Genomic DNA, 26,263 nt, shown 5'->3' with positions numbered 1-26,263 from the left:
TGTTTTTTTACATGAAAGCTGCAGCGATTATTTTAGCAGGCGGAAAATCAAGCCGAATGGGCACCAATAAGGCGCTGCTAAAAATAAATGAGAAAACGAACATCGAAAGAATAGCAGATGCACTTAAACTACTATTTGATGATATAATTCTAGTAACAAATGATTCTGAACAATATGAATTTTTGGGATTAAGGATGGTTGCAGATCATTTTCCAGGGATGGGGCCGCTGGCAGGGGTACATGCAGGCCTCCTGGCATCTGATTATGATGTAAACTTTATTGTCGCCTGTGATATGCCGTTTGTTTCAACAGAGCTTGCTGAAGCACTTGTTCATAACTGTGGCCATTATGATGCGGTTATTCCCGTTATTAATGGAAAACAACATCCGTTATTTGCTGTTTTTCAAAAGAAGACGGTCGAAGAGGTTGCTGCCAGTATTGAGGCTGGGCGGCTGCGCATGAAGCATTTGCTTGACCAATTAAACGTCCTGTATGTAACCGAAACAGAACTACAGACTTATAGTCATCTTGATATCGAACGAGTCTTTTTTAATATGAATCACCCGAATGAATATGAAGAGGCAAAGAAGTGGGCCGAGGCAGATTGACTTTTTAAAGGGGGAAAAAGGGAACCATGCAATTTTTCAAAGTGAAAACAGTTGAAGAAACATTTGCCTTAATCGAGGAAAACATACCGGTGATTGGACAAACAGTGGGTAGAGAGCTTGGCGAGGCATTAAACGATATTTTAGCTTCGCCTGTAGTGGCGAAGGAAAATGTGCCTAGTTTTGATCGCTCAACTGTCGACGGGTATGCTGTTCGCGCGAAGGATACGTATGGTTCCTCTGAATCCATGCCCGGCTTTTTAACCGTAGCTGGAGAAGTAAAAATGGGCGAAGTCCCTGATGCTGTTGTTAGCCACGGCACCGCGGTATATGTACCGACAGGCGGAATGATGCCAAAGGGCAGTGACAGTGTGCTGATGATTGAACACTGTGAGGACGTAGAGGGCCTCTTAAATACATATAAGCAAGTTGCGCCCGGTGAAAATGTGATTCGTGCCGGGGAGGATATTAAAGAAGGGGAAATTCTCCTAAAGGCCGGAACGAGGCTGCGGCCGCAGGAATTAGGGGCCTTAGCGTCTTTGGGGATTGCAGAGGTGCCAGTTTTTCGGAAATTGAAGGTCGGTTACCTTTCATCAGGCGATGAAATCGTCCCCTATCAAACGAAAACACTTATAGAAGGGCAAATTCGCGACATTAACTATTTAACGATTGCCGGCCTTGCGAACGAATGGAATGTTGATGTCGTGTATGGCGGCATTGTCCGTGATGATTTTGAAGAATTTCGCGGGCGCGCGCGCGAGCTCTATGACGTGGTTGATTGTTTAATCCTCTCCGGCGGCAGCTCGGTCGGAGCAAAGGATTATACCACAGATGTGATTCAAGCTTTAGGGGATCCCGGCGTTTTTGTCCACGGCATCTCGATTAAACCAGGGAAACCAACGATATTAGCGGTGGCAAAGGGCAAACCTGTCATTGGCCTGCCGGGACATCCTGCGAGTGCGATGATTATCTTCAAGCTATTCGGCGAACGGATTTTACGAAAGCTTAAGGGTGAAAAAATCGAGCACAAACCGGAGCGGATTTTGCCAAGATCACGAAGAATATTCCCTCGTCAATGGGACGAGCAGATTATATCCGAGTGCGCTTATTTGAAAAAGAGGGCGAATGGTGGGCAGAGCCGATTATCGGAAAATCCGGTTTGATTACCACATTGGTCAAAAGCGACGGTATTGTCGAGATTAGTTCAGAAAAAGAAGGGGTTTCACAGGGTGACTATGTTCCTGTGATTCCCTCAAGGTAGGGGGCAGCGAGTAGCATGGAAAAGTATAAGCGCAAAATTTATTTAGAAGATAAACCCCGAGCGGAAGCAAGAGAGCAAATCCTGGCGGCCTGCGAGCTGACACCTGAAATTGATTATCTCGGGACGGTTGACGCTTTGGGGCGTGTGACCGCTGAACCGATTTTTGCGAAGGTCTCGATGCCGCACTACCACGCCTCAGCAATGGACGGAATTGCCGTTGTTGCCGAAAGCACCTATCAAGCGCATGAGCAACATCCACTTTTTCTAAAGAAACAGTCGGAATTTTGCTTTGTTGATACCGGGAATGCCATCCCTTCCCCGTTCAACGCCGTTATTATGATTGAGCATGTCCATGTGGTGGATGAGGATACGATTGAAATCATTGAACCAGCCACACCATGGCAGCATATTCGCCCAATTGGCGAGGATATCGTCCAAGAAGAAATGCTGTTCCCGCAAGGACATACACTGCGGCCGGCGGATTTAGGTGTGCTGCTCGCTGCCCAGCAGCTCGTGATTCCTGTTGTCAAAAAACCGGTGGTCACAATTATCCCGACAGGCAACGAGCTCGTCGAAGCGGCTTCTGAGTTAGCTTCCGGAAAAATAATTGAATTCAATGGCACAGTGTTTTCTGGATTTATCAAGGAGTGGGGCGGTGAGCCAAAACTCCATTCAATCGTCAAGGACGAGCCGGAGAAAATTAAGGAAGTGCTGCTAGAAGCAGCTGAAACTTCTGATATTATCGTCATCAATGCCGGCTCATCAGCAGGCAGGAAGGACTTCACGGTCCACATCATTGCAGAAATCGGCGAGGTCTATACCCATGGGGTCGCCGCACGGCCTGGGAAACCAACCGTTTTGGGAAAAATAAACGGGAAAATCGCCGTCGGTGTGCCAGGCTATCCTGTATCTGCCTATTTAGCGCTTGAGTGGTTTGTGCGTCCACTTGTTTGCCAATACTTGGGGATTCCAGAACCGCAGCGGCAAACGGTTACGGTCAAACTTGGGCGCCGCATTGTTTCCTCAATGGGTGCCGAAGACTTCGTGCGCATGAATATCGGCTACGTAGATGGCCAGTTTGTCGCCAATCCGTTGACACGAGCGGCAGGGGTCACGATGTCCTATGTCAGAGCAGACGGTATGCTAATTGTACCGCCAAATGTGATTGGCTATGAGCAAGGGGAAACGGCAGAAGTAGAACTGCTGCGCCCACTTGAGGAGATTAAACATGCCATTGTCTTTTGCGGCAGCCATGATTTGACGATTGACCTGTTATCTTCACAGCTGAAACGTGTCCGAACAGAGCGGAAAATTGTCTCCTCCCATGTCGGCAGCATGGCCGGCATCATGGCGATTCGGAAGGGCGAGGCCCATGTAGCAGGCATTCATTTGCTTGACCCAAGCACAAAGCAATATAATAGTTCATATGTCCGAAAAATGTTAGCCGGGCAAGACGTGGTTCTTTACCCCTTTTTAAAAAGGAAGCAAGGCTGGATTTTGCCAAAAGGGAATCCCCTTGAAATTGCTGCGGTCACAGATTTAGTCCGGACGGGGGCGAACTTTGTCAATCGTCAAAAAGGAGCCGGAACCCGCATCCTGTTTGATTTGCTGCTGGAAGAGGCTGGGCTGGAGCCGGAAGTGATTACTGGTTATGACCGGGAAATGTTCTCCCATTTAGCGGTGGCGGCAGAAGTGAACGGGGATGCCAATGGTGCCGGGCTCGGGATTTATCCGGCAGCAAAGGCGATGGGCTTGGACTTTGTTCCTGTTGCCGATGAAGAATATGATTTAGTGATGACGCGCAGCTTTTATGAAAGTGAAAGCGGCAGCCAGCTTCTGGCCATTATTCAATCAGCTGCCTTCCGGGAGCAGGTTGATCAAATTGGCGGGTATCAGGTGGTTGAGAATCCAGTCTTGAAATGCTTGGCCGAAGAGGTGAAATAAATGAAGATGTATGAAATTTCCAAAGAACCGATTGATATTCAAGCGGTGATTGATAAAGTGGTCCAGCGTGAGGCGGGTGCGATTACAACCTTTATTGGAACCGTCCGCGAATTAACCCATGGCAAGAAAACATTGTTTTTGATTTATGAAGCATATGAAGCGATGGCAGTGAAAAAGCTTGAGCAGATTGGTGCCGAAATTGAAGAGCGCTGGGCAGGCTCTTGTGTGGCGATTACACATCGGGTCGGGCGCCTAGATATTACCGATATTGCTGTGGTGATCGCCGTTTCGACGCCGCACCGCGCCGACGCCTATGAAGCGAACCGCTATGCGATTGAACGAATCAAGGAAATTGTCCCCATTTGGAAAAAAGAGCATTGGGAAGACGGCGAATCGTGGATGGGGGATCAGCTTGAAAAGGTCGCATATCCAAGCGGCAAGCCTGAGGAAGGTGATTTAGATGAATAAAGTATTGTTTTTCGCTCATTTACGTGATGCAGTAGGCTCGGAGTCTTTGTCGCTAGAAGCCGGCGGGAAAACGGTGGCTGAATTGAAGGCTGAGTTATCGATGCAGTATGATTTGCCGCGTTTGGAAACCGTGATGACCGCCATTAATGAAGAGTTTGCTTCAAACGATGAGGTAATTCGCGACGGTGACGAGATTGCGTTTATTCCGCCGGTTAGTGGCGGCTGATTAGGCTGATTTTAGCTTCAATAATACCAAATTGTTCAAAAAAATGAAGAGGACGGGCACTCTGTGCGGGTTATTGTTACCGAAGTAGCGGAAAATTGGGGCTGACAGTCACAAAAAGGATTTATTGTTACCAATAAAGCAAAATGACGAGTAGAACGGTCACAAAAAAAGTTTATTGTGCCCAAAAAAGTGAAAATTTGATGCTGATGGTCACAAAATACCCTAAAGGCTCGCCAATCGGCGGGTTTTCTTTCGAAAGGGGTCACATATAGATGAACGAACGATATTCAAGGCAAATTCTCTTTCCGGGAATCGGCAAAGAGGGCCAAGAAAAGATAAGCAGAAAGCACGTCCTCATTATTGGTGCCGGTGCACTTGGCTCAGGGAGCGCCGAGATTCTGACACGTGCTGGAGTGGGCAAAGTCACCATTGTTGATCGTGATTACGTGGAAGCAAGCAATCTCCAGCGACAGCAACTTTACACTGAAGAAGATGTGAATGAAAAGCTTCCGAAGGCGGCAGCAGCGGAAAAACGCCTCCGTGCCATTAATTCTGATGTAGACATTCGCGGGATCATTGGCGATGCCACCGCTGAGATGATGGAAGATCTAGTGCCTGGTGTTGATTTGATGCTGGATGCTACCGATAATTTTGAAACTAGAATGCTAATGAATGATATTTCGCAAAAATACAAGATTCCGTGGATTTATGGAGCTTGTGTCGGCAGCTTCGGGATGAGTTTTTCGATCATTCCCGGGAAGACCCCTTGTTTAAATTGCTTACTAAGGACCATCCCACTTCAAGGAATGACATGTGATACGGGCGGGATCATTTCGCCAACCGTGCAAATGGTGATTGCCCATCAGACGACGGAGGCGCTAAAAATGTTAGTCGAGGATTGGGAGGCAGTGCGCACCACCTTCACAAGCTTTGATATGTGGCGGAACCAATATACTAGTTTAAAAATGTCGAAGGCAAAGTTCACTGGCTGCTTGTCTTGTGGGGAAGAGCGGACATATCCCTATTTGGATCTTGAGAATAGGACGAAGACAACGGTGCTGTGCGGCCGTGATACGGTGCAAATCCGTCCGTCTTCAAAAGGGGAAATTTCGCTAGAACAGCTTTCCGGACAGCTTAGCAGACTTGGATACACCGTAAAAGGCAATCCCTATTTATTATCGATCGAGATCGGCGCAGAACGGATGGTTATTTTTCAAGATGGCCGTGCCCTCATCCACGGGACGAAGGATTTAACACATGCCAAATCGCTGTATCAGCGGATTTTGGGATAAAAGAAGTAACCCGTACCCAATGCCGGTACGGGTTTACCTTTTCCCCTTTGAGAGCTGAACGAGAGAGAGCATCAAGAAGGAAATCCCAATCATGCATAATACCCATAGCCAGGCCAGCTTCATGTTGCCGGAGTCAATGGCAACATAGATGGCGGTAGGAATGGTCTGTGTTTTCCCGGGAATATTGCCCGCGAACATGAGTGTCGCGCCAAATTCACCTAACGCACGAGCAAAACTTAAGATGCCTCCCGAAATTATCGACCGAAGTGCAAGCGGGACGGAAACCAGCAAAAATAGTTGCAGGTGGTTTGCCCCGTCTACGCGGGCAGCGTCTTCAACATCACGGTCTACCCCTTCAAACCCAGCCTTCGCCGATTGATACATAAGTGGGAAGGCGACAACCAAAGCAGCCACCACCGCTGCCCACCACGTGAAAATGAGCGGCTGGTGGAAAAACCACTCGATGAATTGGCCAACAGGACTTTTTTTTCCAAAGACCACTAGTAACAAAAAACCGACCACGGTTGGCGGTAGCACTAATGGAAAAAGGAAGAGGGTTTCCATCACAGTCTTCCCTTTGAAGCTTGCCTTTGCCATCCAATGCCCAATAAATAATCCTAAAACTAGTACAATGCATCCTGAAACAACCGCGACCTCGAGCGATAGTTTGACAGGATCCCAAAAATGGTCTGTCATGTTTGTTTTTTACATTCCCTTAAATCCGTATTTTTCAAACACCTTCATGGCTTCTTTTGTTTGCAGATATTCATAGAATAACATGGCTTCTTTCAGATGGCTACTTGCCTTGACGATGCCCACGGGATACACAATTGGCGTATGTGTATCTTCAGCAGCAGTCGATACAATCACTACCTTATCTGATGTTAGTGCATCGGTTTTATACACAATCCCCGCATCCACATTTCCGGTTTCTACATATGTAAGGACTTGGCGGACGTCTTTTGCATAAACAATTTTTCCTTCTATTGCACTCCAAAGCTTCAGCTTTTCTAATACCTCTTTCCCATAAGCACCTGCTGGAACAGATTCAGGTGTTCCGATGGAGAGTTTATCTGCCTTTGTGAGGTCTTCAAATGCTTGAATACCTTTAGCAGATTCCTTTGGAGCGATGAGCACAAGCTCATTTCTAATAAGATCGGTGCCATTTTTCTCTACAATCAGTCCATCAGTGACTAATTGATCAAATTTGTCTTCTGCGGCAGAGAAAAAAAGGTCAACGGGAGCGCCTTGTGAAATTTGTTGCTGCAGAGCGCCGGTAGCACCAAAGTTATAATTGATTTTAATGGAATCATGGTCCTGGTTGAAATTTGCGGTAATTTCATGTAAAGCATCCTGCAGACTAGCTGCAGCGGAAATCGTTAGCTCAACGTCTTTTTCGGGGGCACTCTGCAGGGGATCATCCTGCTCAGCAGAACAACCTGTAAAAACTAACAAAATGACAGTTAAAAAAAATAGATACGTTTTTTTCAAATGATCTCGCCCCTTTCACCTCATTATAACGAGGGATAGTACGATATGGAATGAAAAACCTCACAATATGCTTTTTAAATGGTTATGAGATACAATAGGATGTAGCAAACTGAAAAGACAAATAGTAAGTATTTGACAAATATTTACTTGTTTCACGTGGAACATTCGAAAATTGTCGAAGATCCAGGTGAAATAAGAGAAATGGAAGGGAAATGTCGAAGTGAATATATCCATCCAAACATTACTTGCAAAAATAGACGAAGAATTGAAGCTGGCGAAAAGTAGTGCGAAGCCAGAAGGCTTGCGGGAAAAAGTGTACTCTATTAAAATATTATGCGAATTAATTTTAGATGAAAAACCAGAAGTGCCCATGAAACAGCAACCAGCACCTGTTATCACACAGCCGGTGTTTCAACAGCCCGTAATGGCACAGCAAGTTTTTCAGCAGCCGGCATCACTGCCGCAGGCGAAAAAAATAGAGATGGACGATGAAGCCAATGGCGATTCGTTATTTGATTTTTAAAGGGAGGATTTTTAAGTGAAAACATTTATTATTGTCGGCGCCATTAATGCTTTTTTGGCAGTCGCCCTTGGTGCCTTTGGTGCACACGGATTAAAGGACAGGCTCGATGCCCATTACTTGGAGATCTGGAAAACGGGTGTAACCTATCAAATGTTCCATGCAACCGGGATCTTAATCATAGGGATTCTGCTGGGGAAGGTCGGGGTAAGCTCGTTATTCAGCTGGTCAGGCTGGTTAATGCTTGCCGGAATTATTTTGTTCAGCGGCAGCTTGTACCTGTTAAGCTTAACAAAGGTAGGCGTGTTAGGTGCGATTACCCCGATTGGCGGTGTTTGCTTCTTAGCGGCATGGGTATTGATAATAGTTGGAGCGGTGAAGAACTTTTAAAAGTGCATACGTAGATTTTTTTCAAAAAATAAACACCAATTGACGGCCAATTGGTGTTTGCTTTTAGTGCTTCGAGAATTGTTCAGCGCCAAGGCGCTTCCGCCTTTCTATCTTGGCGGATAAGTACCTAATGACGGGGCGCCTCCAAATGAAGGTTCATACTCAATCTCTTCTGAAAAGGTAATGTAATCGACCGCGACCATCGGGATGAGGAAACGCGTACCTTGTTGCGGGTCACTTAAAATCACATGATCTCTTCCTGCTGCTTCAATGATTCCTTTAAATTCCTTCGCATTCCACTGATTGTTCCCCTCGAAGGTGGCAAAGACAGTGACAAGCTTCCCTTTATTCAAACGCAGAATGTTTTCGATGTATGATTGTTCAATTGGCAGCATACCTGGTGTCTGCCCGCCACCTACAGGCGGTCTTGGAACCCCTCCAGTGCCGGCTGGCGGAAATTGCGGAAAGGTTTGCTGCGGGGGCATAAAACCTTGCCCGCCGCCTGCGATTGGCTGAGCTCCCTGCTGTCCGGCTGCACCAGTATAGGGCTGAAACCCTTGTTGATTATAATATTGGCTCATCATTTTCCCTCCTAAAATGAATAATTACGAATGGCCCAACATTCTATTCATACTCCCCAAAACCCAAAAAGGTGACTGCATCCTAGAATAAAAGTCCTTTCAGTTAAAGGGGGTAAACCTTGAGACTCGCTGTTTTATTACTATGAGGGAAAGTCCGAAGATAGAAGTCGAAAACGTAAAAAAAGCTCCCAGCATTGGCTGGGAACTTTTTTGATCTTTCACTTTTGTTTTTTATACATGAAGAAACTTGGCTACTCGTTCTTCTTCTAACAGATTACCAACAAAGAAAGCCCCAAATTCGCCGTAGCGGGCACTCACTTCGTCAAAACGCATTTCATAAATAAGCTTTTTAAATTGAAGGGCATCCTCGGCAAACAGGGTAACGCCCCATTCGTAATCATCAAAGCCAACGGATCCGGTAATGATCTGTTTGACTTTTCCTGCATATGTACGGCCGATCATTCCATGACTGCGCATCATACTGCGACGCTCTTCCATCGGCAGCATGTACCAGTTATCATTGCCCTCGCGGCGCTTGTCCATTGGATAGAAGCAAACATGCTTGGTTTTTGGCAGTGCAGGGTAAAGGCGTGCTAAGATTTGTGGATTTTGGTATGGATCCTCACCCGCTGGCAAGTAGTTGCTGAGCTCTACCACTGATACATAAGAATGAGCCGGAATCGTGAATTCAGCTAATTTTGTTTTGTTGAATTCGGTTTCAATTTCGTTTAGCTCTTCCATCGTTGGACGAAGGATCATCATCATAAAATCAGCCTTTTGACCAACAATTGTATATAGGGCATGGCTGCCTTCTTTACGTTCCTGTGTCTGATTCCATTTTTCAACGAGACTTAAAAACTCGTGAATGGCGGTTTGGCGTTCGTCGCTGGAAAGCATTTTCCATGTTGTCCAATCAATGGTCCGGAAATCATGAAGGCAATACCAGCCCTCAAGCGTTTGTGCTGCTTCACTCATTAGTATCACTCCTAAATAATCATTCACCCATAACTATAACATAGTTTGGCCAAGCGACGCCTTTCTAAACACTCGACTTAGGGCAAGTGGATAGTTTTTAAGAAAACGGGTAATAGTAAAAATGTGAGTGTAATTTTTTGAAAAGAAAAACATTTAATTGAAAACGCTATCTACGCAGTGTGCGGCTTGAATTTTTATCACGGTAAAGTATGCTTGTAGAGGAAGCTTTTTAAGGGAGGAAATAATGGTGAGTGATTTATTTGAAGGGTTAAAACAGAAAATTTCCGGACGTGATGTAAGAATTGTTTTTCCAGAAGGATTGGACGAGCGAATTGTCCGTGCGGCAGGCCGCTTGGCTGCGGAAAGATTAATCACGCCGATATTGATTGGTAATATTGAAAAAGTACAGGCGAAAGCTGCGGAGGTTGGTGTTTCCCTGGAAGCAGCGGAAATCTATGATCCTGCCAGTTATGCTGGAATGGATGAAATGGTTGCAGCGTTTGTTGAGCGCCGTAAAGGGAAGGCAACGGAAGAGGATGCCCGCAAAATCTTGCTTGACGAAAACTATTTTGGCACGATGCTAGTGTATTTAAATAAAGCACATGGTTTGGTGAGCGGCGCAGCCCATTCAACGGCTGATACGGTTCGCCCGGCCTTGCAAATTATTAAAACGAAAGCTGGCGTGAAGAAAACGTCCGGCGTCTTTATCATGGTTCGTGAGGATGAAAAATATGTGTTTGCCGACTGTGCCATCAATATTGCACCGGACAGCAATGATTTAGCGGAAATCGCGATTGAAAGTGCGAAGACTGCAGAGATGTTTGATATTGAGCCGCGGATCGCGATGTTGAGTTTTTCCACGAAGGGCTCAGCAAAATCACCTGAGACGGAAAGAGTCGTCGAAGCGGTGGCAGAGGCAAAACGCCGTGATGCTTCGCTTGTATTGGACGGTGAATTCCAGTTCGACGCTGCATTTGTTCCATCGGTGGCAAAAAGTAAGGCACCGGGTTCTGTACTGCAAGGCGATGCAAACGTGTTTATTTTCCCAAGCCTTGAAGCCGGCAACATCGGGTATAAAATTGCCCAGCGCTTAGGTGGATTTGAGGCAGTGGGCCCGATTTTACAAGGGTTGAACGCACCGGTGAACGATCTGTCCCGCGGCTGTAATGAAGAAGATGTGTACAAGCTTGCGTTAATTACCGCAGCGCAAGGGTTATAAGGTAGAGTTGGAGCTAGTCCTGTGTGTGGGGCTGGCTTCTTTTTTTATGATAAAATGAGATTATTATGCTTAAGGGGTTTTTCAATATGGCAGGTTTATTGCGGCAGCCGGAGTGGCGGATTATGGACCAATCCGCGCTCGGCGTTCATTTTCAGGCATTACAATCATTTGGAACCGATGATACCTTATGTGCCTCGGTCGGAGCTGGTGAAGCACCGGCAACAGCGCGGACGTGGGTGCACCATCATACGATTGTCCTCGGGATCCAGGATACGAGACTGCCATTTGTGCAGGAAGGCGTTCAATTTTTACAAAAAGAGGGCTATCAGGTAATTGTCCGAAATTCCGGCGGGTTAGCGGTTGTCCTAGATGAAGGCGTCCTGAATATCTCGCTGATTTTTCCAGAGGCAGAAAAAGGGATCGATATCAATCGCGGCTATGAGGTGATGTGGCAGTTGATCCAACAGATGTTTGCTGACTTTCCGGAACAGCCAATCGATGCCCGGGAAATCGTCGGTTCTTATTGCCCGGGAAGCTATGATCTTAGTATTAAGGGGAAAAAGTTCGCTGGTATTTCCCAACGCCGTCTTAAAAGAGGCGTGGCCGTTCAGATATACCTTTGTGTGAATGGCAGCGGACGGGATCGTGCCGCGTTAGTGCGGCAATTTTACAAACTGGCGAAAAGGGATGAACAGACGAAATTTGTTTATCCGGAAATAGTTCCGGAAGTAATGGCCTCCCTGTCAGAATTGCTTGGGACACCTTTATCGATTGCTGACGTGATGCTGCGGCTATTAAAGCAGTTAAAGGCGAATAGTGACGTTTTGGCTGCAGGGCAGCTGAATGAGTACGAGCTTGAATTATTTCCCGGATATGTTCAACGGGTCATTGACCGGAATGAGAAACTTGCTGAGATGTAAAAAAGCCGTGAACCAATGAAAGTGGTTCACGGCTTTTCTATAGAAAGATGCTGCTCCTATCTCTCTTCTCCCAATGCCATTTTTTTAAAAAGTAAAAAATATCTACTTCGAGAAATGTCCAGCGTAAGCGCCCTAGCGGCTAGCGTCCTTCATGCTACAGGCTATAGGCCGCTGACCAGGGCGCGTCCGCTTTTCTTATTCCGCTACTTTTTCTAAATTCCCGTTGCGATCCATTTTGAATTTAGTAGCAGGTCTTTCCTCTTCTTCAAATAACACAAGCTTGCGGGCGCGGTTCATAATTTTCATTAAGGTCTCGTAATCTTCTTGAATCGTTTCGGAATTCTGCTCGAGTCCGGCGATTTTTGCCGCCATTTCCTCGTTTTGTTTCCGTAACTCTGCCATTTCTCTTTTCAATCTTTCATTCTCACTTTTTAATGCTTCATTTTGCAGATTGGCATGATGAAAGTTTTGTAAGTAAGAGATAACAGAATCCAGGGAAAGCGCTCCAGTGGCCGATGATCTGTATGATTGAACTTGGGTCTGCACTTGCGCCTGGGATTGGAATTGGCCGGCTGGTTTCACATAGGTTTCAGCGGCTATTTCGGTTGTCATGTCAGGCATTGCCACCGGTGATTCTACTTCTACAGGCATTTCCATTTCCATTTGCAGCTGCGGCAGTGCTTCGAATTCTGTTGAACCTGTAACGGGTGGATTGTATAGCAGCTTTTTCTTGCCGCCTTGATCCTTTCCTAACACTCTTTGTCTTTGTTTTCGCTGTTTTTTGGCTAATTGTAATGCTTTTTCATAGGTATGGCGGACAACAGCGTTCCATCTGAATCCACAGGCTGCGGAGGTGCGGTTAAGCTTATCTCCTACCTCTTCGAAGGCGTTCAGCTGGGTGCTGCCTTCTCTCACATGCCTAAGGACAGTTTCAGCCAAAAGCAAATCATTCTCATCTGTCCATGCATCTTGACGTACTTTCATATGGTTCAACTCCCTAAAATAATGTGCGTTTAATTTGCCAGGCATATTTCTGGCGATTGTTTAAAAGCTCTAGTCATAGGATGGACAAGTTTTTCAGGCTTTATACCAAAATGATTGAAAGGATAGTAGATTTTTTAACTAAAAGATTTAGTTGCGGTGGCGGGTGTTTGACAACTGTTGCTAAAGATTGCAACTTGCATTGGGAAAAAAGAAAATGTAAAATACCAATGGAGTTAAATCGTTGAAATAACAGTTGTTTTTCCAAAATCCCAGATTGTGGTTTGGGATAAAATGACTACTATATACTAGATTGACCGTAGAAAGGGTTGTATAGGATGTCCAATGAATTTCGTGTTTGCGACGATTGTCAGGCCGTGAATTTAAAGACATTGATCCCTCGTTTGAAAGAAATCGATCCGGATGCCGAAATCAAAATCGGCTGCCAGTCTTATTGCGGCCCCGGCCGGAAAAAGACCTTCGCCTTCGTAAACAATCGCCCGGTGGCGGCATTAACGGAAGAGGAATTAATGGAAAAAGTGAATAAAAAGATTAAAAAACCGGAAGCGACCGTTTAGCGACGTACACTAGTCGCTGGGAGCTGGAGCTAGACAGGAATCGAATTTAATAGACCATTACTAATATTATTAATAATCACCTTTGCTACCATACGTAAGGTGATTTTTCACTTTAGATTGTAAATGGTGCCTGTCACCCTTTCTCATCCATAGATAGTGGGAATGGTGTCAGGCACCGCTGCAGAATTTTGCTGAAAACTGGTTGATTTTGGGATATAATAGTAGGAAATACTAGGAAGAGGGAAATCGATGCATTATTCGGCGGAAAAGTTAACGGAAGAAAAAGTGTTTAAAGATCCTGTCCACCGCTATGTCCATGTACGTGACCTGGCGATTTGGGATTTAATTGGAACGAAGGAATTCCAGCGGCTGCGCCGAATCAAGCAGCTCGGAACCACCTTTTTGACTTTCCACGGCGCTGAACACAGCCGTTTCAACCATTCTCTAGGTGTCTATGAAATTGTCCGTCGCATCATCGACGATGTGTTTGCGGGAAGACCGGAATGGAGCGACGATGAACGCCTGCTGACGCTCTGTGCCGCCCTTCTCCATGATCTCGGGCACGGCCCGTTCTCCCATTCGTTTGAAAAAGTGTTTGATTTTGATCACGAAGACTTAACACGTGCGATTATTTTAGGAGATACCGAAGTGAATAAGGTGCTTTTGAAGGTAAGTCCAGATTTCCCTTCGCAAGTTGCCGAAGTGATTGCGAAAACATCAGAGAAAAAGCTGGTTGTCAGCTTGATTTCCAGTCAAATTGATGCCGATCGAATGGATTATCTGCAGCGGGATGCGTATTTTACTGGTGTCAGCTACGGCCAATTTGATATGGAGCGAATTCTCCGTGTGATGCGCCCGCGCGAAGACCAGGTGGTTATCAAAAAAAGCGGGATGCATGCGGTGGAGGATTATATTATGAGCCGATATCAGATGTATTGGCAGGTCTATTTCCATCCCGTCTCCCGTAGCGCCGAAGTGATTTTGACAAAAATCCTCCATCGCGCGAAGCAGTTATTTAAAGAAAACTATGCATTTAAATATGAACCCATCCACTTTACGTCCCTCTTTCGTGAACAGGTGACATTAGAAGACTATTTAAAATTGGATGAATCCGTTATTTTATTTTACTTTCAAAGCTGGCAGGAAGAAGCCGATCCTATTATAAGTGACCTTTGCCGCCGATTTGTTAATCGCAATCTTTTTAAATATGCCGAATTTGATCCTGCGAAGGAATACAAGAAGCTGGCGGAATTGACGATGCTGTTCGAAAAGGCAGGGATTGACCCTGAGTATTACTTGGTTGTCGATTCATCGTCAGATTTACCATACGATTTTTACCGCCCTGGTGAGGAAGAGGAAAGGCTGCCGATTCATTTGCTAATGAAAAATGGAGAATTGCGCGAGCTTTCTCGTGAATCGGAAATAGTCGATGCGATATCGGGGAAGAGAAGAACCGACCATAAGCTCTACTATCCCGCCGATTTCCTTGAAAATGAATCAACTGAAAAGGAAACAAAACAACAAATACGTGCCCTATTAGAGATTTAAAACAGATATAGATCAGGTGGAAATAGTAGTATTGGTGCCTGACACCCTTTTTAACATAAACCATGCCCTTATAGGACACCCAATGCAATGGAGTAGGAGATGACGAACGTTGTTAAAAGATCATGCGAAGCTGATGAAGGCGATTCTTGTTTCCGGTGAGATTACCGGGAGAAAGAAGCTGCAAAAGATGATATATATTGCAAAGAAGATTGAGTTTCCTTTTCACGAGCGGTTTCAGTTTCACTTTTACGGGCCTTATTCGGAGGAATTGACCACAAGAGTGGAAGAATTGTGTAATATGGGCTTTTTGAATGAAGTGAAAGAGAAAAAGGGCGGATACTTCCAATATCGCTACACGCTGACAGAGCCGGGGAAAGAGTTTTTGAGCTTGAATGAGGTGGATATGCCACATTTGACGGATTGCTTAACCGACATGAATGGGCAAAATGCTAGATTCCTTGAGCTTGTTTCGACGGTCTTATATTTTGATAATCTTTCAAAAGAAGAAGTCACGAACAAGGTATTTACCTTGAAAAGCAGCCAGCGCTATACAGAATCCGAAATCAATGAGGCGTACCAATATATAGAAACCTTGAAAACAAAAATTCAATAGATTTTAAAAACCGTTTGGGCATGACCGGAAACCCAAACGGTTTTTATTTGGTAATTTTCTGAAAAATTACGTACTCATTTAATTGCCTATTTGTTATGATTTGGATAAGGAGTAAAAATTTATCCGTATAGGGGTGCTCGCCATGACCGGAACCATTGTGGTTATTTTACTATTTGGCGTTATTCCAGTCACCGGGATTATAACCAGCCATTTTCAAAGCCAGTCGAAAATAAAGGCAAAAATGCTGAAAGACGAGGTGGCACTTGAAAAACTAAAACATGAAAACTTCTTAATTGAAACAGAAAAAATGAAACTCGAACTAGAAAAAATAAAGATCGACCAGCCAAAAGATGAAATTAGATTCTAACATGGAAAACGTAAAAACGGTGACAGGCACCATGTGAAAACATGGTGCCTGTCACCGTTATCGAGGGTAACACAGTGAAAACCGTAGTACCTACCTCGTATGTCTTAAAAAACTTATTTGTCGCTGGCGCGGACGCCGCCTACGGCATAGTGGTTTTTGCTCATTTCTTCGATGAAGACGGTGATGTTTCCAGTTGGTGCTCCGGTTGTTTCGCTGACGGCAGCGGTTACTTTCTCCACTAATGCACGCTTTTGTTCTTCAGAGCGTCCTTCAAGCATTTTTACTGTAACATATGGCATATTCTGTTCCTCCTTTTACTCATCACTACTTGTTAGTGTTCCATAAACGGCTAAAATGTGCAACATCCACCCATAACACATTTGATTTTCTTTTTCCAACTGGTTTCATGTATACTATAAGGAAATAGAGATCGGTGAAGAGTCGTTTTTGAGAGGAGAACAGCCATTGGAACAATTTCTTGCCTATCCGCTTAGGATGATTCCTTATGTAGCCATCACGCTGATTTTTGCGTTTACGTTTCACGAGTTTGCCCATGCCTATGTTGCCTATAAATTCGGCGATGATACAGCGAAGAAACAAGGGCGGCTGACATTAAATCCGATCAAGCATTTAGATCCGTTCGGAACCATATTAATTCTCATCGCCGGTTTTGGCTGGGCCCGTCCGGTTCCGGTTAATCGCTTCTTTTTTAAAAAGCCGCGCTTAGCCGGGGTCCTCGTTTCCGTTGCCGGGCCGTTGAGCAATCTGATTTTGTCCGTCATCGGCTTCAGTGTCGCCTACGGATTAACTCGTTTTGGTGTAGAGGCATCAGACAATTTTTACGACTTTCTTGAAGTATTTATCCAGCTCAACATTGTGTTATTTATTTTCAACCTGCTTCCGCTCCCGCCGCTTGACGGCTACCGGATCGTTGAAGATTTGGCCCCCCATCATCTTCGAGCAAAAATGACACAATTTGAACAGTATGGGACGTTAATCTTTCTTATTATAGTCATCACACCATTAAGTCGCTTCACCATCCAGCCGATGTTCCAGGTTATTATCCCCTGGATTTGGAAAGTGGTGGGTAATTTCGTCTATGGTTTATTTTTTTAAAGGAGGTCTGCACCATCAATGGAAGGAAATAAGAAAAAACTTGGTTTTAATATCATAAAAAGTGACCCGACCGATGGCCACAAGGGCTATGGCAAAGGAGTCCTCAGCCTTGATAATGTCTCTCCGGTGATTATCGATGTCGAAGCAGGAGAAGCGGAAATCGATGTTGGGGCGATGCACGCCCGCAGCGTCGTCGAAAAGGGAATCAAATTTTTAAAAACGAAAGAAGAGGTTCCGAACGGCAAGGAGTATTGGCTGGTGTGGGTAACGATTGACCGCAAGCCGGAAGGTCCGTACTATGCCGGCGTGACTGCCTGTTACATGACGGTCGACCGTGAAATCCGCCGTGGATACAAATCGCTGCCAGAGCACGTTAACCGCATGGATAAGTCACTGAAGCGCCATATCATCGTCGAGGACATGGATGCAAAGTCGAAAAAGGTGCTAGCTGATTTCTTACGTGGGCATAATGAAACACTTTGGAATAATTCCACCGATGAACTGAAAAAGGGCTTATTGGCGGAGTAAAATGAACCGTCTTCCGAACCAATAAAGTTTTTTTGAAAAAATAAAGTTCAGAACCTCTTGTAGTTTTTTTGAAAAATAGGTAGTATTATAATCAGTGTGAGAACACTGTAAAACTAGGACAGGAAAAAGCTCCGGGGCCATCCCGGAGCTTTTTCCATTTTTGAAGTTTTGACGTTGAGAATTGTCTAGCTCCAGCGCCCAGCAGCTAGTAGACTTCGCTCTTCTCCCTACGATAAGTCAAGCACGGATGCGCTGGCGCTCTCCGTGTTTCCTTTATCTCAGTCGAAGCGCTCCAGTCTATACGCCGCTAAACGGACGCTTACGCTTTTCTAGCTCCACGGCATAATTTTTTTATACCAAGGGACTTTTTTAGACTCCCGGTGCTTTGCCGGGGATGGATTGATATTCATTAAGTGGTCGGTGCAATATTCGGTGGGTTCAGTGCCGGCGACATAATAGGTATAGCGGCGGACGGGGCAGTCCTTTGTTGCCAATTTGCCATTTGCCGGATTCACGTAAACACCGACAACACCGTCTTTCGGCGGTTTAAACGCCTTGACGGGTTTCCCCTGCAAGGCCTCCTCCATAAAGCCCGCCCACACATTTTTCGCGTAGGTTTTTTCCGCTGTCACTTCAAGTGGTTTTCCAATATCATAGCCCGCCCAGACCGCGGTTACCAGCTGCGGCGAATAGCCAATCATCCAGCTGTCCGTTTCCGTGGAGCCTGATTTTCCGGCATATGGCCGAGTAAGATCCTTGCTTACCGTGCTCCCGGTCACCTTGGCATAGCCATTTAACTTCGAGTCGAAGACCCCTGTCAGCATTTGCGTCATCACAAACGCCTTCGCCGGGTCCAACACCTTTTTCATGGCATTTTCTTTTTCAAAAATAACATTCCCATTATAGTCTTCCACTCTGGTAATCAATGTCGGGTTGACCTGTTTCCCGCCGTTAGCGAGTAAGCTGTAGGCACCCGCCATTTCAATCACGCGCACACCGGAAGTGCCGAGTGCCAGCGACGGAACCTTGGCCATTTTGGTAGAAAGACCAAATCGCTTCGCTGTATCAATTAACGCTTCTTCCCCTAAAAATAAATGTGTCTTGACGGCAAAAATATTGTCAGAAACGGCAAGTGCTTGGGCAAGAGTCACCTCAGCGTCGGCATATTTGTTGTTAAAGTTATGCGGTGTATAATCGGCCTGGCCATCGTCAAAGTGGAAGGTCGTAAACTCGCTTCGCATCGTCGATGACGGTGTAAAGCCTTGCTCCAGGGCAGCGTAATACAGCAAGGGTTTGATGGTTGAGCCCGGCTGTCTGATGGCCTGAACGGAGCGGTTAAATGGGCTTTTATCATAATCGCGGCCGCCCACCATGGCTTTCACGTAGCCATTTTTTGGATCCATCGCTACCAGGCCGACCTGAATTTCCGAGGAGTCGTCCACATAGTTGTGAACCTGGCTTTCAGCGGCCTCCTGCTGTTTTAAGTTCAGTGTTGTAAAAACTTTTAAACCGCCGAGGGCAATCGTGCGGTCATCCAAATGTAATTGATTTTTCAGGGCATTTTTAACAGCATCTTGAAAGTACGGTGCTACTCTTACCTTTTGTGTCGTATGAACACCTACTAATGTGAGCGGCTTTTCGACAGCGGTTTGCGCAGCCTTTTTGCTAATATAGCCGTTTTTTACCATACTATTTAAAATAATGGCCTGACGGGTTTTGGCCTTCTCCATTGAAGCAAGTGGTGAATAAATGCCCGGTCCCTTGGGAATCCCTGCGAGCATACTAGCCTCAGCGAGGGTTAAGTCCGCTGCTTTTTTTCCAAAATAGTATTGGCTTGCCGCCTCAACACCATAGGCACCTTTTCCATAGTAAATAGTATTTATATAGCCTTCGAGAATTTCCTGTTTCGAATAGCTCATTTCAAGGCGGATGGTATAAAACGCCTCTGTCAGCTTTCGTTTCCAGGTTTTATCATGTTCGAGAAACAGGTTTCGGGCGTATTGCTGGGTGATGGTACTTGCCCCTTGCACCTTGGCGAAGGCCTTCACATCGGCAAGGACCGCTCCGGCAATGCGTTTATAATCAAACCCGTGATGCTCGTAAAAATTTTTATCCTCAATCGAGACGGTCGCATTCACTAAATCTGGTGAAATGTCCTTAAGTCCAACCCAATAGCGCTTTTGCCCGCTATTACTTTCGCCCATCAAGGTGCCGTCATCGGCGAAAAACAGGGTCGATTGCGGGACCGCAAGCGGCGGCGCGCCTAGGATTTTGGCATAGCCAAGGATGCCAAGAAAAAGGATGAGCATACAAATCATGCCTATCAAACTGATGATAATAATCGCACGTAAATATTTAGCCGTTTTCCGAAACCCTTGATCAGTCATGATTTCCACTATATTCACCACGCTTTTTTCCAGTTTTTAAAAAAATAGATAGTAATAGTATTGAAAAAATAGAGTCTTTTTAAACGTAATTAAAAAATTTTGCTAGACTTTTTTTTCTGGTTGTATTTCAATAGGTTGGGTAGTATAAAAATGAAAAGCGGAAGCGACCGTTTAGCGCACGACAAGATTGGATCCGCTCCGACTGAGATAAAGGAAACACGAAGAGCGTAAGCGATTCGATGTTGACTTATCGTAGGGAGGAGAGGGCCAATACACTAGTCGCTGGGAGCTGGAGCCAGACAGTAGTCAAAGTTCAGTGAAATGAAAATGAGATAAAGATGGAAGGAAGATGCACGATGACAATTTGGTTTACAGAAAAACAAACCGAAAATTTTGGAATTACCATGAAAGTAAATAAAACCTTACATACAGAGCAAACGGAATTTCAAAAACTGGATATGATTGAGACGGAAGAGTGGGGCAACATGCTTTTACTTGATGACATGGTAATGACGTCTGTTAAGGATGAGTTCGTTTACCATGAAATGGTGGCACACGTACCGCTATTCACGCACCCAAATCCGGAGAATGTTCTTGTTGTCGGCGGCGGCGACGGCGGGGTAATTCGTGAGGTGTTGAAGCACCCAAGTGTGAAAAAAGCGACGCTTGTGGATATTGACGGGAAAGTAATCGAGTATTCAAAGAAATTTTTGCCTGAGATTGCTGGCTGGCTTGAGGATGAGCGTGTTGAAGTGCAAGTGGGCGATGGCTTCATGCATATCGCGGAAAGCGATAATCAGTATGATGTGATTATGGTTGATTCAACGGAGCCGGTTGGACCTGCGGTTAATCTTTTTACAAAAGGCTTTTATGCGGGGATTTCAAAAGCATTGAAAGAGGACGGCATTTTCGTGGCCCAGTCTGACAATCCGTGGTTTAAAGCAGATTTAATTCGTAATGTGCAGCGCGATGTGAAGGAAATCTTTCCAATTACCCGTTTGTATGTAGCCAATATTCCAACCTATCCAAGTGGATTATGGGCATTCACAATCGGTTCGAAAAAATACGATCCATTAGCGGTCGCGGAAGACCGTTTCCATGAAATTGAAACAAAGTATTACACCAAAGAACTCCATAATGCGGCGTTTGTATTACCGAAGTTTGTTGGGGATTTAGTGAAGTAAACTAGGTACACGTAAGATTAATTGTGCCGGGAGTTAGGTGGAATCGGCGAGAACGGTCACAATGATGCAATTTTGAAAAGGGTAATAGAGAGAATGTGAGGGATGCAATGATGCGTTTTGATGAGGCCTATTCGGGGAATGTGTTTATTAAGAGCCACCCGAATTTTGAAGAAAGTCAGGTTGTGTTGTACGGAATGCCGATGGATTGGACGGTAAGCTACCGTCCGGGTTCACGTTTTGGTCCTGCGCGGATCCGCGAGGTATCGATTGGTCTTGAGGAGTACAGTGCCTACCTTGACCGCGAACTGGAAGAGGTAAAATACTTTGATGCCGGCGATATACCGCTGCCGTTCGGAAATGCGCAGCGCAGCCTTGATTTGATTGAGGAGTTTGTCGATCAAATTCTTGCGGCTGGTAAGTTTCCGCTTGGGATGGGCGGGGAGCATCTCGTATCATGGCCAGTTATGAAAGCTGTTTTTAAAAAATATCCGGATTTAGCGATTATTCACTTTGATGCGCATACCGACCTGCGTGAAAATTATGAAGGCGAGCCGTTGTCACACTCGACACCGATTCGTAAAATTGCTGAGCATATTGGTCCGAAAAATGTCTATTCCTTCGGGATTCGTTCCGGAATGAAGGAAGAATTCCAGTGGGCCAAAGAAAATGGCATGCATATTTCAAAATTTGAAGTGTTGGAGCCATTAAAGGAAATCCTGCCAACACTCGCCGGCCGTCCGGTATATGTCACGATTGATATCGACGTCCTTGACCCGGCGCACGCTCCAGGAACAGGTACAGTTGATTGCGGTGGTATCACGTCGAAAGAGCTGCTCGCCTCAATCCATGCGATTGCCCGTTCCGAAGTGAACGTAGTCGGCGGCGACCTCGTCGAAGTAGCACCCATCTACGATCCATCCGAACAAACAGCCAACACCGCAAGCAAACTACTACGCGAAATGCTGTTGGGCTGGGTAAAATAGGAAATTGGTGCCTGTCACCCTTTGTAATATTCCTATAATAGGTATGTTGGAATGCCTGTCCCATTGAGGGGCGGGCATTTTTTGATTTGCACCGAGACTATGTTTATAATAGAAAAAGTATGGCGTAGCGGACCTAAGTGAGGTTTCGCAAATAAATGGGGTTGTTTCGCAAATAAAACCGCTTGTTTCGCAAACAAACAGTGAAGTTTCGCAAATAATTTTCATTTTTTCGCAAATAATATAGAGTTTGTGCATAAACAAAAGCAAAATGGCGAGAAATACTAAAAGGAAGTGCAGGAACGTTTGGCAAACCATGAAATACCGGTGAAAATTAACGTAAAAACAACGATAAATGATGAGGAGACATTTGAACTCGTCGTATTTGGTCGATACTATCAAAAGAATCAAGCTTCGTTTCTTCAATATGAGGAGGCACTCGAGGAAGGAACGGTTCGCACGATTGTGAAGGCATCCAAAGAGGAGGCACTGATCTTACGAGGCGGTGCAGTGAAGATGCGGCTGCCGTTCCGTTTACATAAAAAAACAAGAGGCAGCTATGAGATGCCGTTTGGCACGTTTGAAACAATCACACATGCGCATCGGATCACACAGTCGGAAGGTCTGATAGAGATTCTTTACGACTTTACGATGAAGGGCTCGCCCGGCGGTACCTACCATTTAGAAATTAGATATCAGGAGGATCATAAATGAATATAGTCGAACAGGTTCAAAATAAAATAAAAGAAGAAATCCGCGCGGCGGTTTTAAGGGCGGGGCTTGCAGCTGAGGAGCAGATTCCCGATGTAATCTTAGAGACCCCGAAGGAGAAGGCGCACGGCGATTACTCCACAAATATGGCGATGCAGCTGGCACGGGTGGCAAAAAAGGCACCGCGGATGATCGCAGAAGCATTGGTAGAAAACTTTGATCGCTCCAAAGCATCAATAGAAAAGATTGAGCTGGCCGGGCCGGGGTTCATTAATTTTTATATGAATAATAGTTATTTAACCGACTTGATTCCGACGATCTTGGAGGCTGGGGATCAGTATGGCTCGACAACCGTTGGCGGCGGTGAGAAGATTCAGGTTGAGTTTGTATCAGCCAATCCAACGGGTGACCTGCATCTAGGACATGCCCGCGGTGCGGCGGTCGGCGATTCGCTCTGCAATATTTTAGCGAAGGCGGGCTATGATGTTTCCCGCGAGTATTACATTAACGATGCCGGGAATCAGATTAATAACCTAGCGTTGTCGGTTGAGGCCCGTTATTTCCAAGCTTTAGGGCTTGAAAGAGACATGCCGGAAGACGGCTATCAGGGGGCAGATATTATCGGCATCGGAAAAACATTGGCCGAGGAGTTTGGCGATAAGTATGTCGCAGTGCCGGACGCGGAGCGCTTTGAATTTTTCCGAGAGTACGGCTTGAACGTTGAAATGGAGAAATTAAAGCAGGATCTTGCAGATTTCCGCGTCGGCTTCGATGTCTGGTATTCGGAAACCTCGCTTTATAAAAATGGGAAAATTGATGCGGCGCTTGCGGCATTAAAAGAAAGCGGATATGTGTATGAGTTGGACGGGGCGACATGGCTGCGTTCGACGGATTTTGGTGACGATAAAGATCGAGTTTTGATTAAACAAGATGGCTCGTATACGTATTTGACGCCGGATATCGCCTACCATAAGGACAAGCTTGAGCGTGGCTTTGAAAAATTGATTAATATTTGGGGCGCGGATCATCACGGGTATATCCCAAGGATGAAGGCGGCGATTCAAGCCCTTGGGTATGACCGCGAGGCGCTCGAGGTAGAGATTATCCAGCTTGTCCATCTTTATAAAAATGGCGAGAAGATGAAGATGAGCAAACGGACTGGAAAGGCTGTCACCATGCGGGATTTGGTCGATGAGGTTGGCCTCGATGCGACGCGTTATTTCTTCGCGATGCGTTCATCCGATACCCATATGGACTTTGATTTAGATTTAGCGGTGTCAGAATCGAATGAGAATCCGGTTTATTATGCGCAGTACGCCCATGCCCGGATTTGCAGCATTTTGCGTGCCGGTGAAGAGCAAGGGTTGATGGTAGATGCCGGTGCCGATTTTTCATTAGTGGCATTATCTGAAAAGGAAATTGATTTATTGAAAAAACTGGGTGAATTCCCGTCTGCGGTGGGTGAGGCGGCCGTAAAGCGAGTACCGCACCGGATTACTAATTATATCTTTGAATTGGCCTCAACCTTCCACAGTTTTTACAATGCGGAAAAGGTGCTGGACCCTGAGCAGCCGGAACGGACAAAGGCGCGTCTTGGGTTAGTGAAAACAGTGCAGATTTCATTAAAGAACGCGTTGGCGTTGATTGGTGTTTCTGCTCCGGAAAAAATGTAACAATGGTATTGCCCCCTTTTATGAAAAGGGGGTTTTTTGGTTTGAGCGGGTATCTATTTTTACAGAAACAGTCCTTAAAAATGAATATCTCCCAAAAAAATACAAATATTAAAAATAGATGGTTAGTGAGGAGTGAGCCGAACATATGAATATCGGAAGAGCAAAGGAAATCGTCGAATCCGCAGAGGTTATTAATGTGTCGTATGAAGGGGCCCCTGTCATTATTCAACACGTGGATGAAACGACAAAAATGGCACGGATATATGCAAGGAAGGACCCGGACCATGAACAAGAAGTTCCCGTCCTAAATTTAATTGAAGAATAAAAAAGAGTCTCCGAAACGGTTCGGGGACTCTTTTCCATTGGGTGTCAGGCACCATGTGAAAATTTCACATGGTGCCTGACACCCTTTGTGGACACTGTCCTCTCCGGGTGGACACTGAAGCGTTTATAGGAAATAGGAGATGATTTGGGCGGTTTGTTCTTTTAGTGATCTTTTTAGGTTTGGTTTGTTAAGGATTTCTAATGTTAATGGCTCGGAGTCAAGAATATCTTTTTCGATGATGGCCCTTAGCCGTTGAATGAAGTTGGGATCATAAATATAGCAATTGATTTCTTTGTTTAAATAGAGGCTGCGTTGATCGAAATTGGCGGTGCCAATATCGCAAATTTTGTTATCAATTACGATGGTTTTCGCATGATAAAAGCCATTTTTATATTGATAAACCTCCGCACCCGCCTCAAGGAGCTGTCGTAAATAGCGGAATGAAGCCTCTTGAACCAGGAGATGATCCGCTGTAAAAGGGACAATCACAGTGAGGCTGACACCACGCTGCCGAGCAGCCAGCAGTTCCGCGAAAACAGCCACACTTGGAATAAAATAAGGGGTGCCAATTAGGATTGAATATTCCGCCTTCCGGATGAGTCTAATAAAATAATCCTCAAGCTGACCTGCCTCTGTTGGAATAAATTGTTGGCGAACCGCACCCTTTGGCAATCTCGGAAAATAAGCCGGCTGCCCCGCCAACTCCTCCCCGGCATATTTCTCCCAGTCAATCAAAAACTCACTCTGCAAAAAATTCACGCTTTCACCGGTTATTCTTAAATGATAATCACGCCACGGACTCAGCAACGGATCCTCATCAATGTACTCTTTACCAATATTAAACCCGCCTAGATAGCCAATTTCCCCGTCAATAATTGAAATTTTGCGGTGATTGCGTACCTGCGAGGAATAGAAGGGGAATGGAAGCTTAATCCGATTACTAAAGGCAAATTGGACACCCGATTCTCTTAATGCTGCCACCGCCTGTTTCTTTATCTTCCAGCTGCCGAGCCGGTCAAGCAGCAGCCTGACTTCAATCCCTTCCCGCGCCTTTTCTTTTAAAATAGCGAAAAATTCCTGACCAATCGCGTCATCTTTCACAATGTAAAAGAGCACATGTATCTGTCGCTTTGCCGCAAGGATGGTGCTGAAATAATCATGGAATAATTCCTTACCATGTGTGAAAATTTCAAAATCGCCGTGGAGGATGGGGGTTTCCAGGTTGACCGCCACTGAAAGATGCTTCTTTCGTCCTAATCTAAAATCAATCACAAGCCATATAATGATGAGAAGGACAAGTCCGCCCATTATGAGTATCAAGTTCATCGACAATCTTTCCCCCCATTCAGTTTTGTTAGTGTTTCCGAGTCCCGCTATTTC

The 26,263-nt window shown here is 45.4% G+C and carries 30 protein-coding genes; 22 read left to right on the top strand and 8 right to left on the bottom strand.

What is annotated here, in order from left to right:
* The first annotated feature begins 11 nt into the window (after positions 1–11).
* From RCG19_RS08665 to RCG19_RS08635, 7 genes are all read left to right on the top strand, one after another.
* On the top strand, positions 12–608 hold the full coding sequence (locus tag RCG19_RS08665) for a molybdenum cofactor guanylyltransferase (RefSeq protein ID WP_308110525.1): 597 nt from the start codon (positions 12–14) through the stop codon (positions 606–608).
* Positions 609–634: 26 nt separating this feature from the next.
* On the top strand, positions 635–1,768 hold the full coding sequence (locus RCG19_RS08660; protein WP_308110524.1) for a molybdopterin molybdotransferase MoeA: 1,134 nt from the start codon (positions 635–637) through the stop codon (positions 1,766–1,768).
* Positions 1,681–1,866 (top strand): hypothetical protein, encoded by a 186-nt coding sequence (locus RCG19_RS08655; RefSeq protein ID WP_308110523.1) that lies wholly within the window; start codon positions 1,681–1,683, stop codon positions 1,864–1,866. The genes RCG19_RS08660 and RCG19_RS08655 overlap by 88 nt, the downstream gene beginning before the upstream one ends.
* Positions 1,867–1,881: 15 nt before the next feature.
* A complete protein-coding gene (locus RCG19_RS08650; protein ID WP_308110522.1) occupies positions 1,882–3,810 on the top strand; it encodes a molybdopterin biosynthesis protein in 1,929 nt (642 codons plus the stop codon).
* Positions 3,811–4,278, top strand: a complete 468-nt coding sequence (locus tag RCG19_RS08645; protein ID WP_308110521.1) for a molybdenum cofactor biosynthesis protein MoaE — start codon at positions 3,811–3,813, stop codon at positions 4,276–4,278.
* Positions 4,271–4,504 (top strand): molybdopterin converting factor subunit 1, encoded by a 234-nt coding sequence (moaD, locus tag RCG19_RS08640; RefSeq protein WP_308110520.1) that lies wholly within the window; start codon positions 4,271–4,273, stop codon positions 4,502–4,504. The genes RCG19_RS08645 and moaD overlap by 8 nt, the downstream gene beginning before the upstream one ends.
* 272 nt (positions 4,505–4,776) lie before the next feature.
* A complete protein-coding gene (locus RCG19_RS08635) occupies positions 4,777–5,796 on the top strand; it encodes a thiazole biosynthesis adenylyltransferase ThiF (RefSeq protein WP_308110519.1) in 1,020 nt (339 codons plus the stop codon).
* A gap of 33 nt (positions 5,797–5,829) precedes the next feature.
* On the opposite strand, the gene modB is transcribed toward RCG19_RS08635, so the two are convergent.
* Positions 5,830–6,492 (bottom strand): molybdate ABC transporter permease subunit, encoded by a 663-nt coding sequence (gene modB / locus RCG19_RS08630; RefSeq protein ID WP_308110518.1) that lies wholly within the window; start codon positions 6,490–6,492, stop codon positions 5,830–5,832.
* Positions 6,493–6,501: 9 nt separating this feature from the next.
* The gene (modA, locus tag RCG19_RS08625) at positions 6,502–7,287 is read right to left on the bottom strand and encodes a molybdate ABC transporter substrate-binding protein (RefSeq protein ID WP_308110517.1); all 786 of its coding nucleotides are present in this window, start codon (positions 7,285–7,287) and stop codon (positions 6,502–6,504) included.
* Positions 7,288–7,507: 220 nt separating this feature from the next.
* Between modA and RCG19_RS08620 the strand changes: the two genes are divergently transcribed.
* Positions 7,508–7,810, top strand: coding sequence for a YwdI family protein (locus RCG19_RS08620; protein WP_166240244.1), 303 nt, complete (start codon positions 7,508–7,510; stop codon positions 7,808–7,810).
* A 15-nt stretch (positions 7,811–7,825) separates the two neighbouring features.
* Positions 7,826–8,197 (top strand): DUF423 domain-containing protein, encoded by a 372-nt coding sequence (locus RCG19_RS08615; RefSeq protein WP_308110516.1) that lies wholly within the window; start codon positions 7,826–7,828, stop codon positions 8,195–8,197.
* Positions 8,198–8,304: 107 nt separating this feature from the next.
* Here the strand turns inward: RCG19_RS08615 and gerQ are convergent, their stop codons facing one another.
* Complete coding sequence (gerQ, locus tag RCG19_RS08610; RefSeq protein ID WP_166240360.1) at positions 8,305–8,778, bottom strand: spore coat protein GerQ; 474 nt, start codon at positions 8,776–8,778, stop codon at positions 8,305–8,307.
* A 231-nt stretch (positions 8,779–9,009) separates the two neighbouring features.
* Positions 9,010–9,753 (bottom strand): hydrogen peroxide-dependent heme synthase, encoded by a 744-nt coding sequence (gene hemQ, locus RCG19_RS08605; RefSeq protein ID WP_308110514.1) that lies wholly within the window; start codon positions 9,751–9,753, stop codon positions 9,010–9,012.
* 247 nt (positions 9,754–10,000) lie between these two features.
* On the opposite strand from hemQ, the gene pta reads away from it, so the two are divergent.
* Both pta and RCG19_RS08595 read left to right on the top strand, forming a co-directional pair.
* The gene (pta, locus tag RCG19_RS08600) at positions 10,001–10,972 is read left to right on the top strand and encodes a phosphate acetyltransferase (protein ID WP_308110959.1); all 972 of its coding nucleotides are present in this window, start codon (positions 10,001–10,003) and stop codon (positions 10,970–10,972) included.
* 86 nt (positions 10,973–11,058) lie between these two features.
* A complete protein-coding gene (locus RCG19_RS08595; protein ID WP_308110513.1) occupies positions 11,059–11,892 on the top strand; it encodes an octanoyl-[GcvH]:protein N-octanoyltransferase in 834 nt (277 codons plus the stop codon).
* Positions 11,893–12,087: 195 nt separating this feature from the next.
* On the opposite strand, the gene RCG19_RS08590 is transcribed toward RCG19_RS08595, so the two are convergent.
* Positions 12,088–12,876: an RsfA family transcriptional regulator gene (locus RCG19_RS08590; RefSeq protein ID WP_308110512.1), complete on the bottom strand. Its 789-nt coding sequence runs from the start codon at positions 12,874–12,876 to the stop codon at positions 12,088–12,090.
* Positions 12,877–13,211: 335 nt separating this feature from the next.
* On the opposite strand from RCG19_RS08590, the gene RCG19_RS08585 reads away from it, so the two are divergent.
* The 4 genes from RCG19_RS08585 (at position 13,212) to RCG19_RS08570 (ending at position 15,979) form a co-directional block, all read left to right on the top strand.
* Positions 13,212–13,451: a YuzB family protein gene (locus RCG19_RS08585; protein ID WP_308110511.1), complete on the top strand. Its 240-nt coding sequence runs from the start codon at positions 13,212–13,214 to the stop codon at positions 13,449–13,451.
* Between the two features lie 249 nt (positions 13,452–13,700).
* Positions 13,701–14,999 (top strand): HD domain-containing protein, encoded by a 1,299-nt coding sequence (locus RCG19_RS08580; RefSeq protein WP_308110510.1) that lies wholly within the window; start codon positions 13,701–13,703, stop codon positions 14,997–14,999.
* A 109-nt stretch (positions 15,000–15,108) separates the two neighbouring features.
* Positions 15,109–15,612 (top strand): YwgA family protein, encoded by a 504-nt coding sequence (locus RCG19_RS08575; protein ID WP_308110509.1) that lies wholly within the window; start codon positions 15,109–15,111, stop codon positions 15,610–15,612.
* A 142-nt stretch (positions 15,613–15,754) separates the two neighbouring features.
* Positions 15,755–15,979 (top strand): hypothetical protein, encoded by a 225-nt coding sequence (locus RCG19_RS08570; RefSeq protein WP_166240230.1) that lies wholly within the window; start codon positions 15,755–15,757, stop codon positions 15,977–15,979.
* Between the two features lie 113 nt (positions 15,980–16,092).
* Here RCG19_RS08570 and RCG19_RS08565 read toward each other — a convergent pair whose 3' ends face one another.
* The gene (locus RCG19_RS08565) at positions 16,093–16,278 is read right to left on the bottom strand and encodes a 2-hydroxymuconate tautomerase (protein ID WP_166240228.1); all 186 of its coding nucleotides are present in this window, start codon (positions 16,276–16,278) and stop codon (positions 16,093–16,095) included.
* 166 nt (positions 16,279–16,444) lie between these two features.
* Here RCG19_RS08565 and RCG19_RS08560 point away from each other — a divergent pair, with 166 nt between their 5' ends.
* Together RCG19_RS08560 and RCG19_RS08555 are read left to right on the top strand one after the other, a co-directional pair.
* Positions 16,445–17,095 (top strand): site-2 protease family protein, encoded by a 651-nt coding sequence (locus RCG19_RS08560; RefSeq protein WP_166240226.1) that lies wholly within the window; start codon positions 16,445–16,447, stop codon positions 17,093–17,095.
* A gap of 18 nt (positions 17,096–17,113) precedes the next feature.
* A complete protein-coding gene (locus RCG19_RS08555) occupies positions 17,114–17,623 on the top strand; it encodes a YwhD family protein (RefSeq protein WP_308110508.1) in 510 nt (169 codons plus the stop codon).
* A gap of 329 nt (positions 17,624–17,952) precedes the next feature.
* Here the strand turns inward: RCG19_RS08555 and RCG19_RS08550 are convergent, their stop codons facing one another.
* On the bottom strand, positions 17,953–20,019 hold the full coding sequence (locus RCG19_RS08550) for a transglycosylase domain-containing protein (protein ID WP_308110958.1): 2,067 nt from the start codon (positions 20,017–20,019) through the stop codon (positions 17,953–17,955).
* A gap of 347 nt (positions 20,020–20,366) precedes the next feature.
* On the opposite strand from RCG19_RS08550, the gene speE reads away from it, so the two are divergent.
* The 5 genes from speE to RCG19_RS08525 all read left to right on the top strand — a co-directional run bounded on the left by speE (position 20,367) and on the right by RCG19_RS08525 (position 24,883).
* Entirely contained in the window at positions 20,367–21,194 is an 828-nt protein-coding gene (gene speE / locus RCG19_RS08545) for a spermidine synthase (protein WP_308110507.1), read from the top strand.
* Positions 21,195–21,304: 110 nt separating this feature from the next.
* Positions 21,305–22,177: an agmatinase gene (gene speB / locus RCG19_RS08540; RefSeq protein WP_166240354.1), complete on the top strand. Its 873-nt coding sequence runs from the start codon at positions 21,305–21,307 to the stop codon at positions 22,175–22,177.
* A gap of 303 nt (positions 22,178–22,480) precedes the next feature.
* Positions 22,481–22,888 carry a YwiB family protein gene (locus RCG19_RS08535; protein WP_308110506.1) on the top strand — a complete coding sequence of 136 codons (408 nt, stop codon included), beginning with the start codon at positions 22,481–22,483 and terminating at the stop codon, positions 22,886–22,888.
* Positions 22,885–24,558 (top strand): arginine--tRNA ligase, encoded by a 1,674-nt coding sequence (gene argS / locus RCG19_RS08530; RefSeq protein ID WP_308110505.1) that lies wholly within the window; start codon positions 22,885–22,887, stop codon positions 24,556–24,558. Before RCG19_RS08535 ends, argS begins: the two co-directional genes overlap by 4 nt.
* A gap of 145 nt (positions 24,559–24,703) precedes the next feature.
* Complete coding sequence (locus RCG19_RS08525) at positions 24,704–24,883, top strand: H-type small acid-soluble spore protein (protein ID WP_166240218.1); 180 nt, start codon at positions 24,704–24,706, stop codon at positions 24,881–24,883.
* A 123-nt stretch (positions 24,884–25,006) separates the two neighbouring features.
* Here RCG19_RS08525 and cls read toward each other — a convergent pair whose 3' ends face one another.
* Positions 25,007–26,209 carry a cardiolipin synthase gene (cls, locus tag RCG19_RS08520; RefSeq protein ID WP_308110504.1) on the bottom strand — a complete coding sequence of 401 codons (1,203 nt, stop codon included), beginning with the start codon at positions 26,207–26,209 and terminating at the stop codon, positions 25,007–25,009.
* Positions 26,210–26,263 lie beyond the last annotated feature (54 nt).

Source organism: Neobacillus sp. OS1-2 (genome assembly GCF_030915505.1).
Lineage (GTDB): Bacteria > Bacillota > Bacilli > Bacillales > Cytobacillaceae > Neobacillus.
This window is presented reverse-complemented; position numbering and strand designations above follow the sequence as displayed.

Coding starts and splice junctions, on each gene's coding strand:
- RCG19_RS08555 (WP_308110508.1), top strand. CDS start 17,114: ATGGAAGGAAATAAGAAAAAACTTGGTTTTAATATCATAAAAAGTGAC.
- RCG19_RS08565 (WP_166240228.1), bottom strand. CDS start 16,278: ATGCCATATGTTACAGTAAAAATGCTTGAAGGACGCTCTGAAGAACAA.
- RCG19_RS08570 (WP_166240230.1), top strand. CDS start 15,755: ATGACCGGAACCATTGTGGTTATTTTACTATTTGGCGTTATTCCAGTC.
- speB (WP_166240354.1), top strand. CDS start 21,305: ATGCGTTTTGATGAGGCCTATTCGGGGAATGTGTTTATTAAGAGCCAC.
- cls (WP_308110504.1), bottom strand. CDS start 26,209: ATGAACTTGATACTCATAATGGGCGGACTTGTCCTTCTCATCATTATA.
- RCG19_RS08660 (WP_308110524.1), top strand. CDS start 635: ATGCAATTTTTCAAAGTGAAAACAGTTGAAGAAACATTTGCCTTAATC.
- RCG19_RS08590 (WP_308110512.1), bottom strand. CDS start 12,876: ATGAAAGTACGTCAAGATGCATGGACAGATGAGAATGATTTGCTTTTG.
- RCG19_RS08525 (WP_166240218.1), top strand. CDS start 24,704: ATGAATATCGGAAGAGCAAAGGAAATCGTCGAATCCGCAGAGGTTATT.
- moaD (WP_308110520.1), top strand. CDS start 4,271: ATGAATAAAGTATTGTTTTTCGCTCATTTACGTGATGCAGTAGGCTCG.
- RCG19_RS08655 (WP_308110523.1), top strand. CDS start 1,681: ATGGGACGAGCAGATTATATCCGAGTGCGCTTATTTGAAAAAGAGGGC.
- RCG19_RS08585 (WP_308110511.1), top strand. CDS start 13,212: ATGTCCAATGAATTTCGTGTTTGCGACGATTGTCAGGCCGTGAATTTA.
- RCG19_RS08650 (WP_308110522.1), top strand. CDS start 1,882: ATGGAAAAGTATAAGCGCAAAATTTATTTAGAAGATAAACCCCGAGCG.
- hemQ (WP_308110514.1), bottom strand. CDS start 9,753: ATGAGTGAAGCAGCACAAACGCTTGAGGGCTGGTATTGCCTTCATGAT.
- RCG19_RS08635 (WP_308110519.1), top strand. CDS start 4,777: ATGAACGAACGATATTCAAGGCAAATTCTCTTTCCGGGAATCGGCAAA.
- modB (WP_308110518.1), bottom strand. CDS start 6,492: ATGACAGACCATTTTTGGGATCCTGTCAAACTATCGCTCGAGGTCGCG.
- RCG19_RS08595 (WP_308110513.1), top strand. CDS start 11,059: ATGGCAGGTTTATTGCGGCAGCCGGAGTGGCGGATTATGGACCAATCC.
- gerQ (WP_166240360.1), bottom strand. CDS start 8,778: ATGAGCCAATATTATAATCAACAAGGGTTTCAGCCCTATACTGGTGCA.
- speE (WP_308110507.1), top strand. CDS start 20,367: ATGACAATTTGGTTTACAGAAAAACAAACCGAAAATTTTGGAATTACC.
- argS (WP_308110505.1), top strand. CDS start 22,885: ATGAATATAGTCGAACAGGTTCAAAATAAAATAAAAGAAGAAATCCGC.
- RCG19_RS08580 (WP_308110510.1), top strand. CDS start 13,701: ATGCATTATTCGGCGGAAAAGTTAACGGAAGAAAAAGTGTTTAAAGAT.
- RCG19_RS08645 (WP_308110521.1), top strand. CDS start 3,811: ATGAAGATGTATGAAATTTCCAAAGAACCGATTGATATTCAAGCGGTG.
- RCG19_RS08665 (WP_308110525.1), top strand. CDS start 12: ATGAAAGCTGCAGCGATTATTTTAGCAGGCGGAAAATCAAGCCGAATG.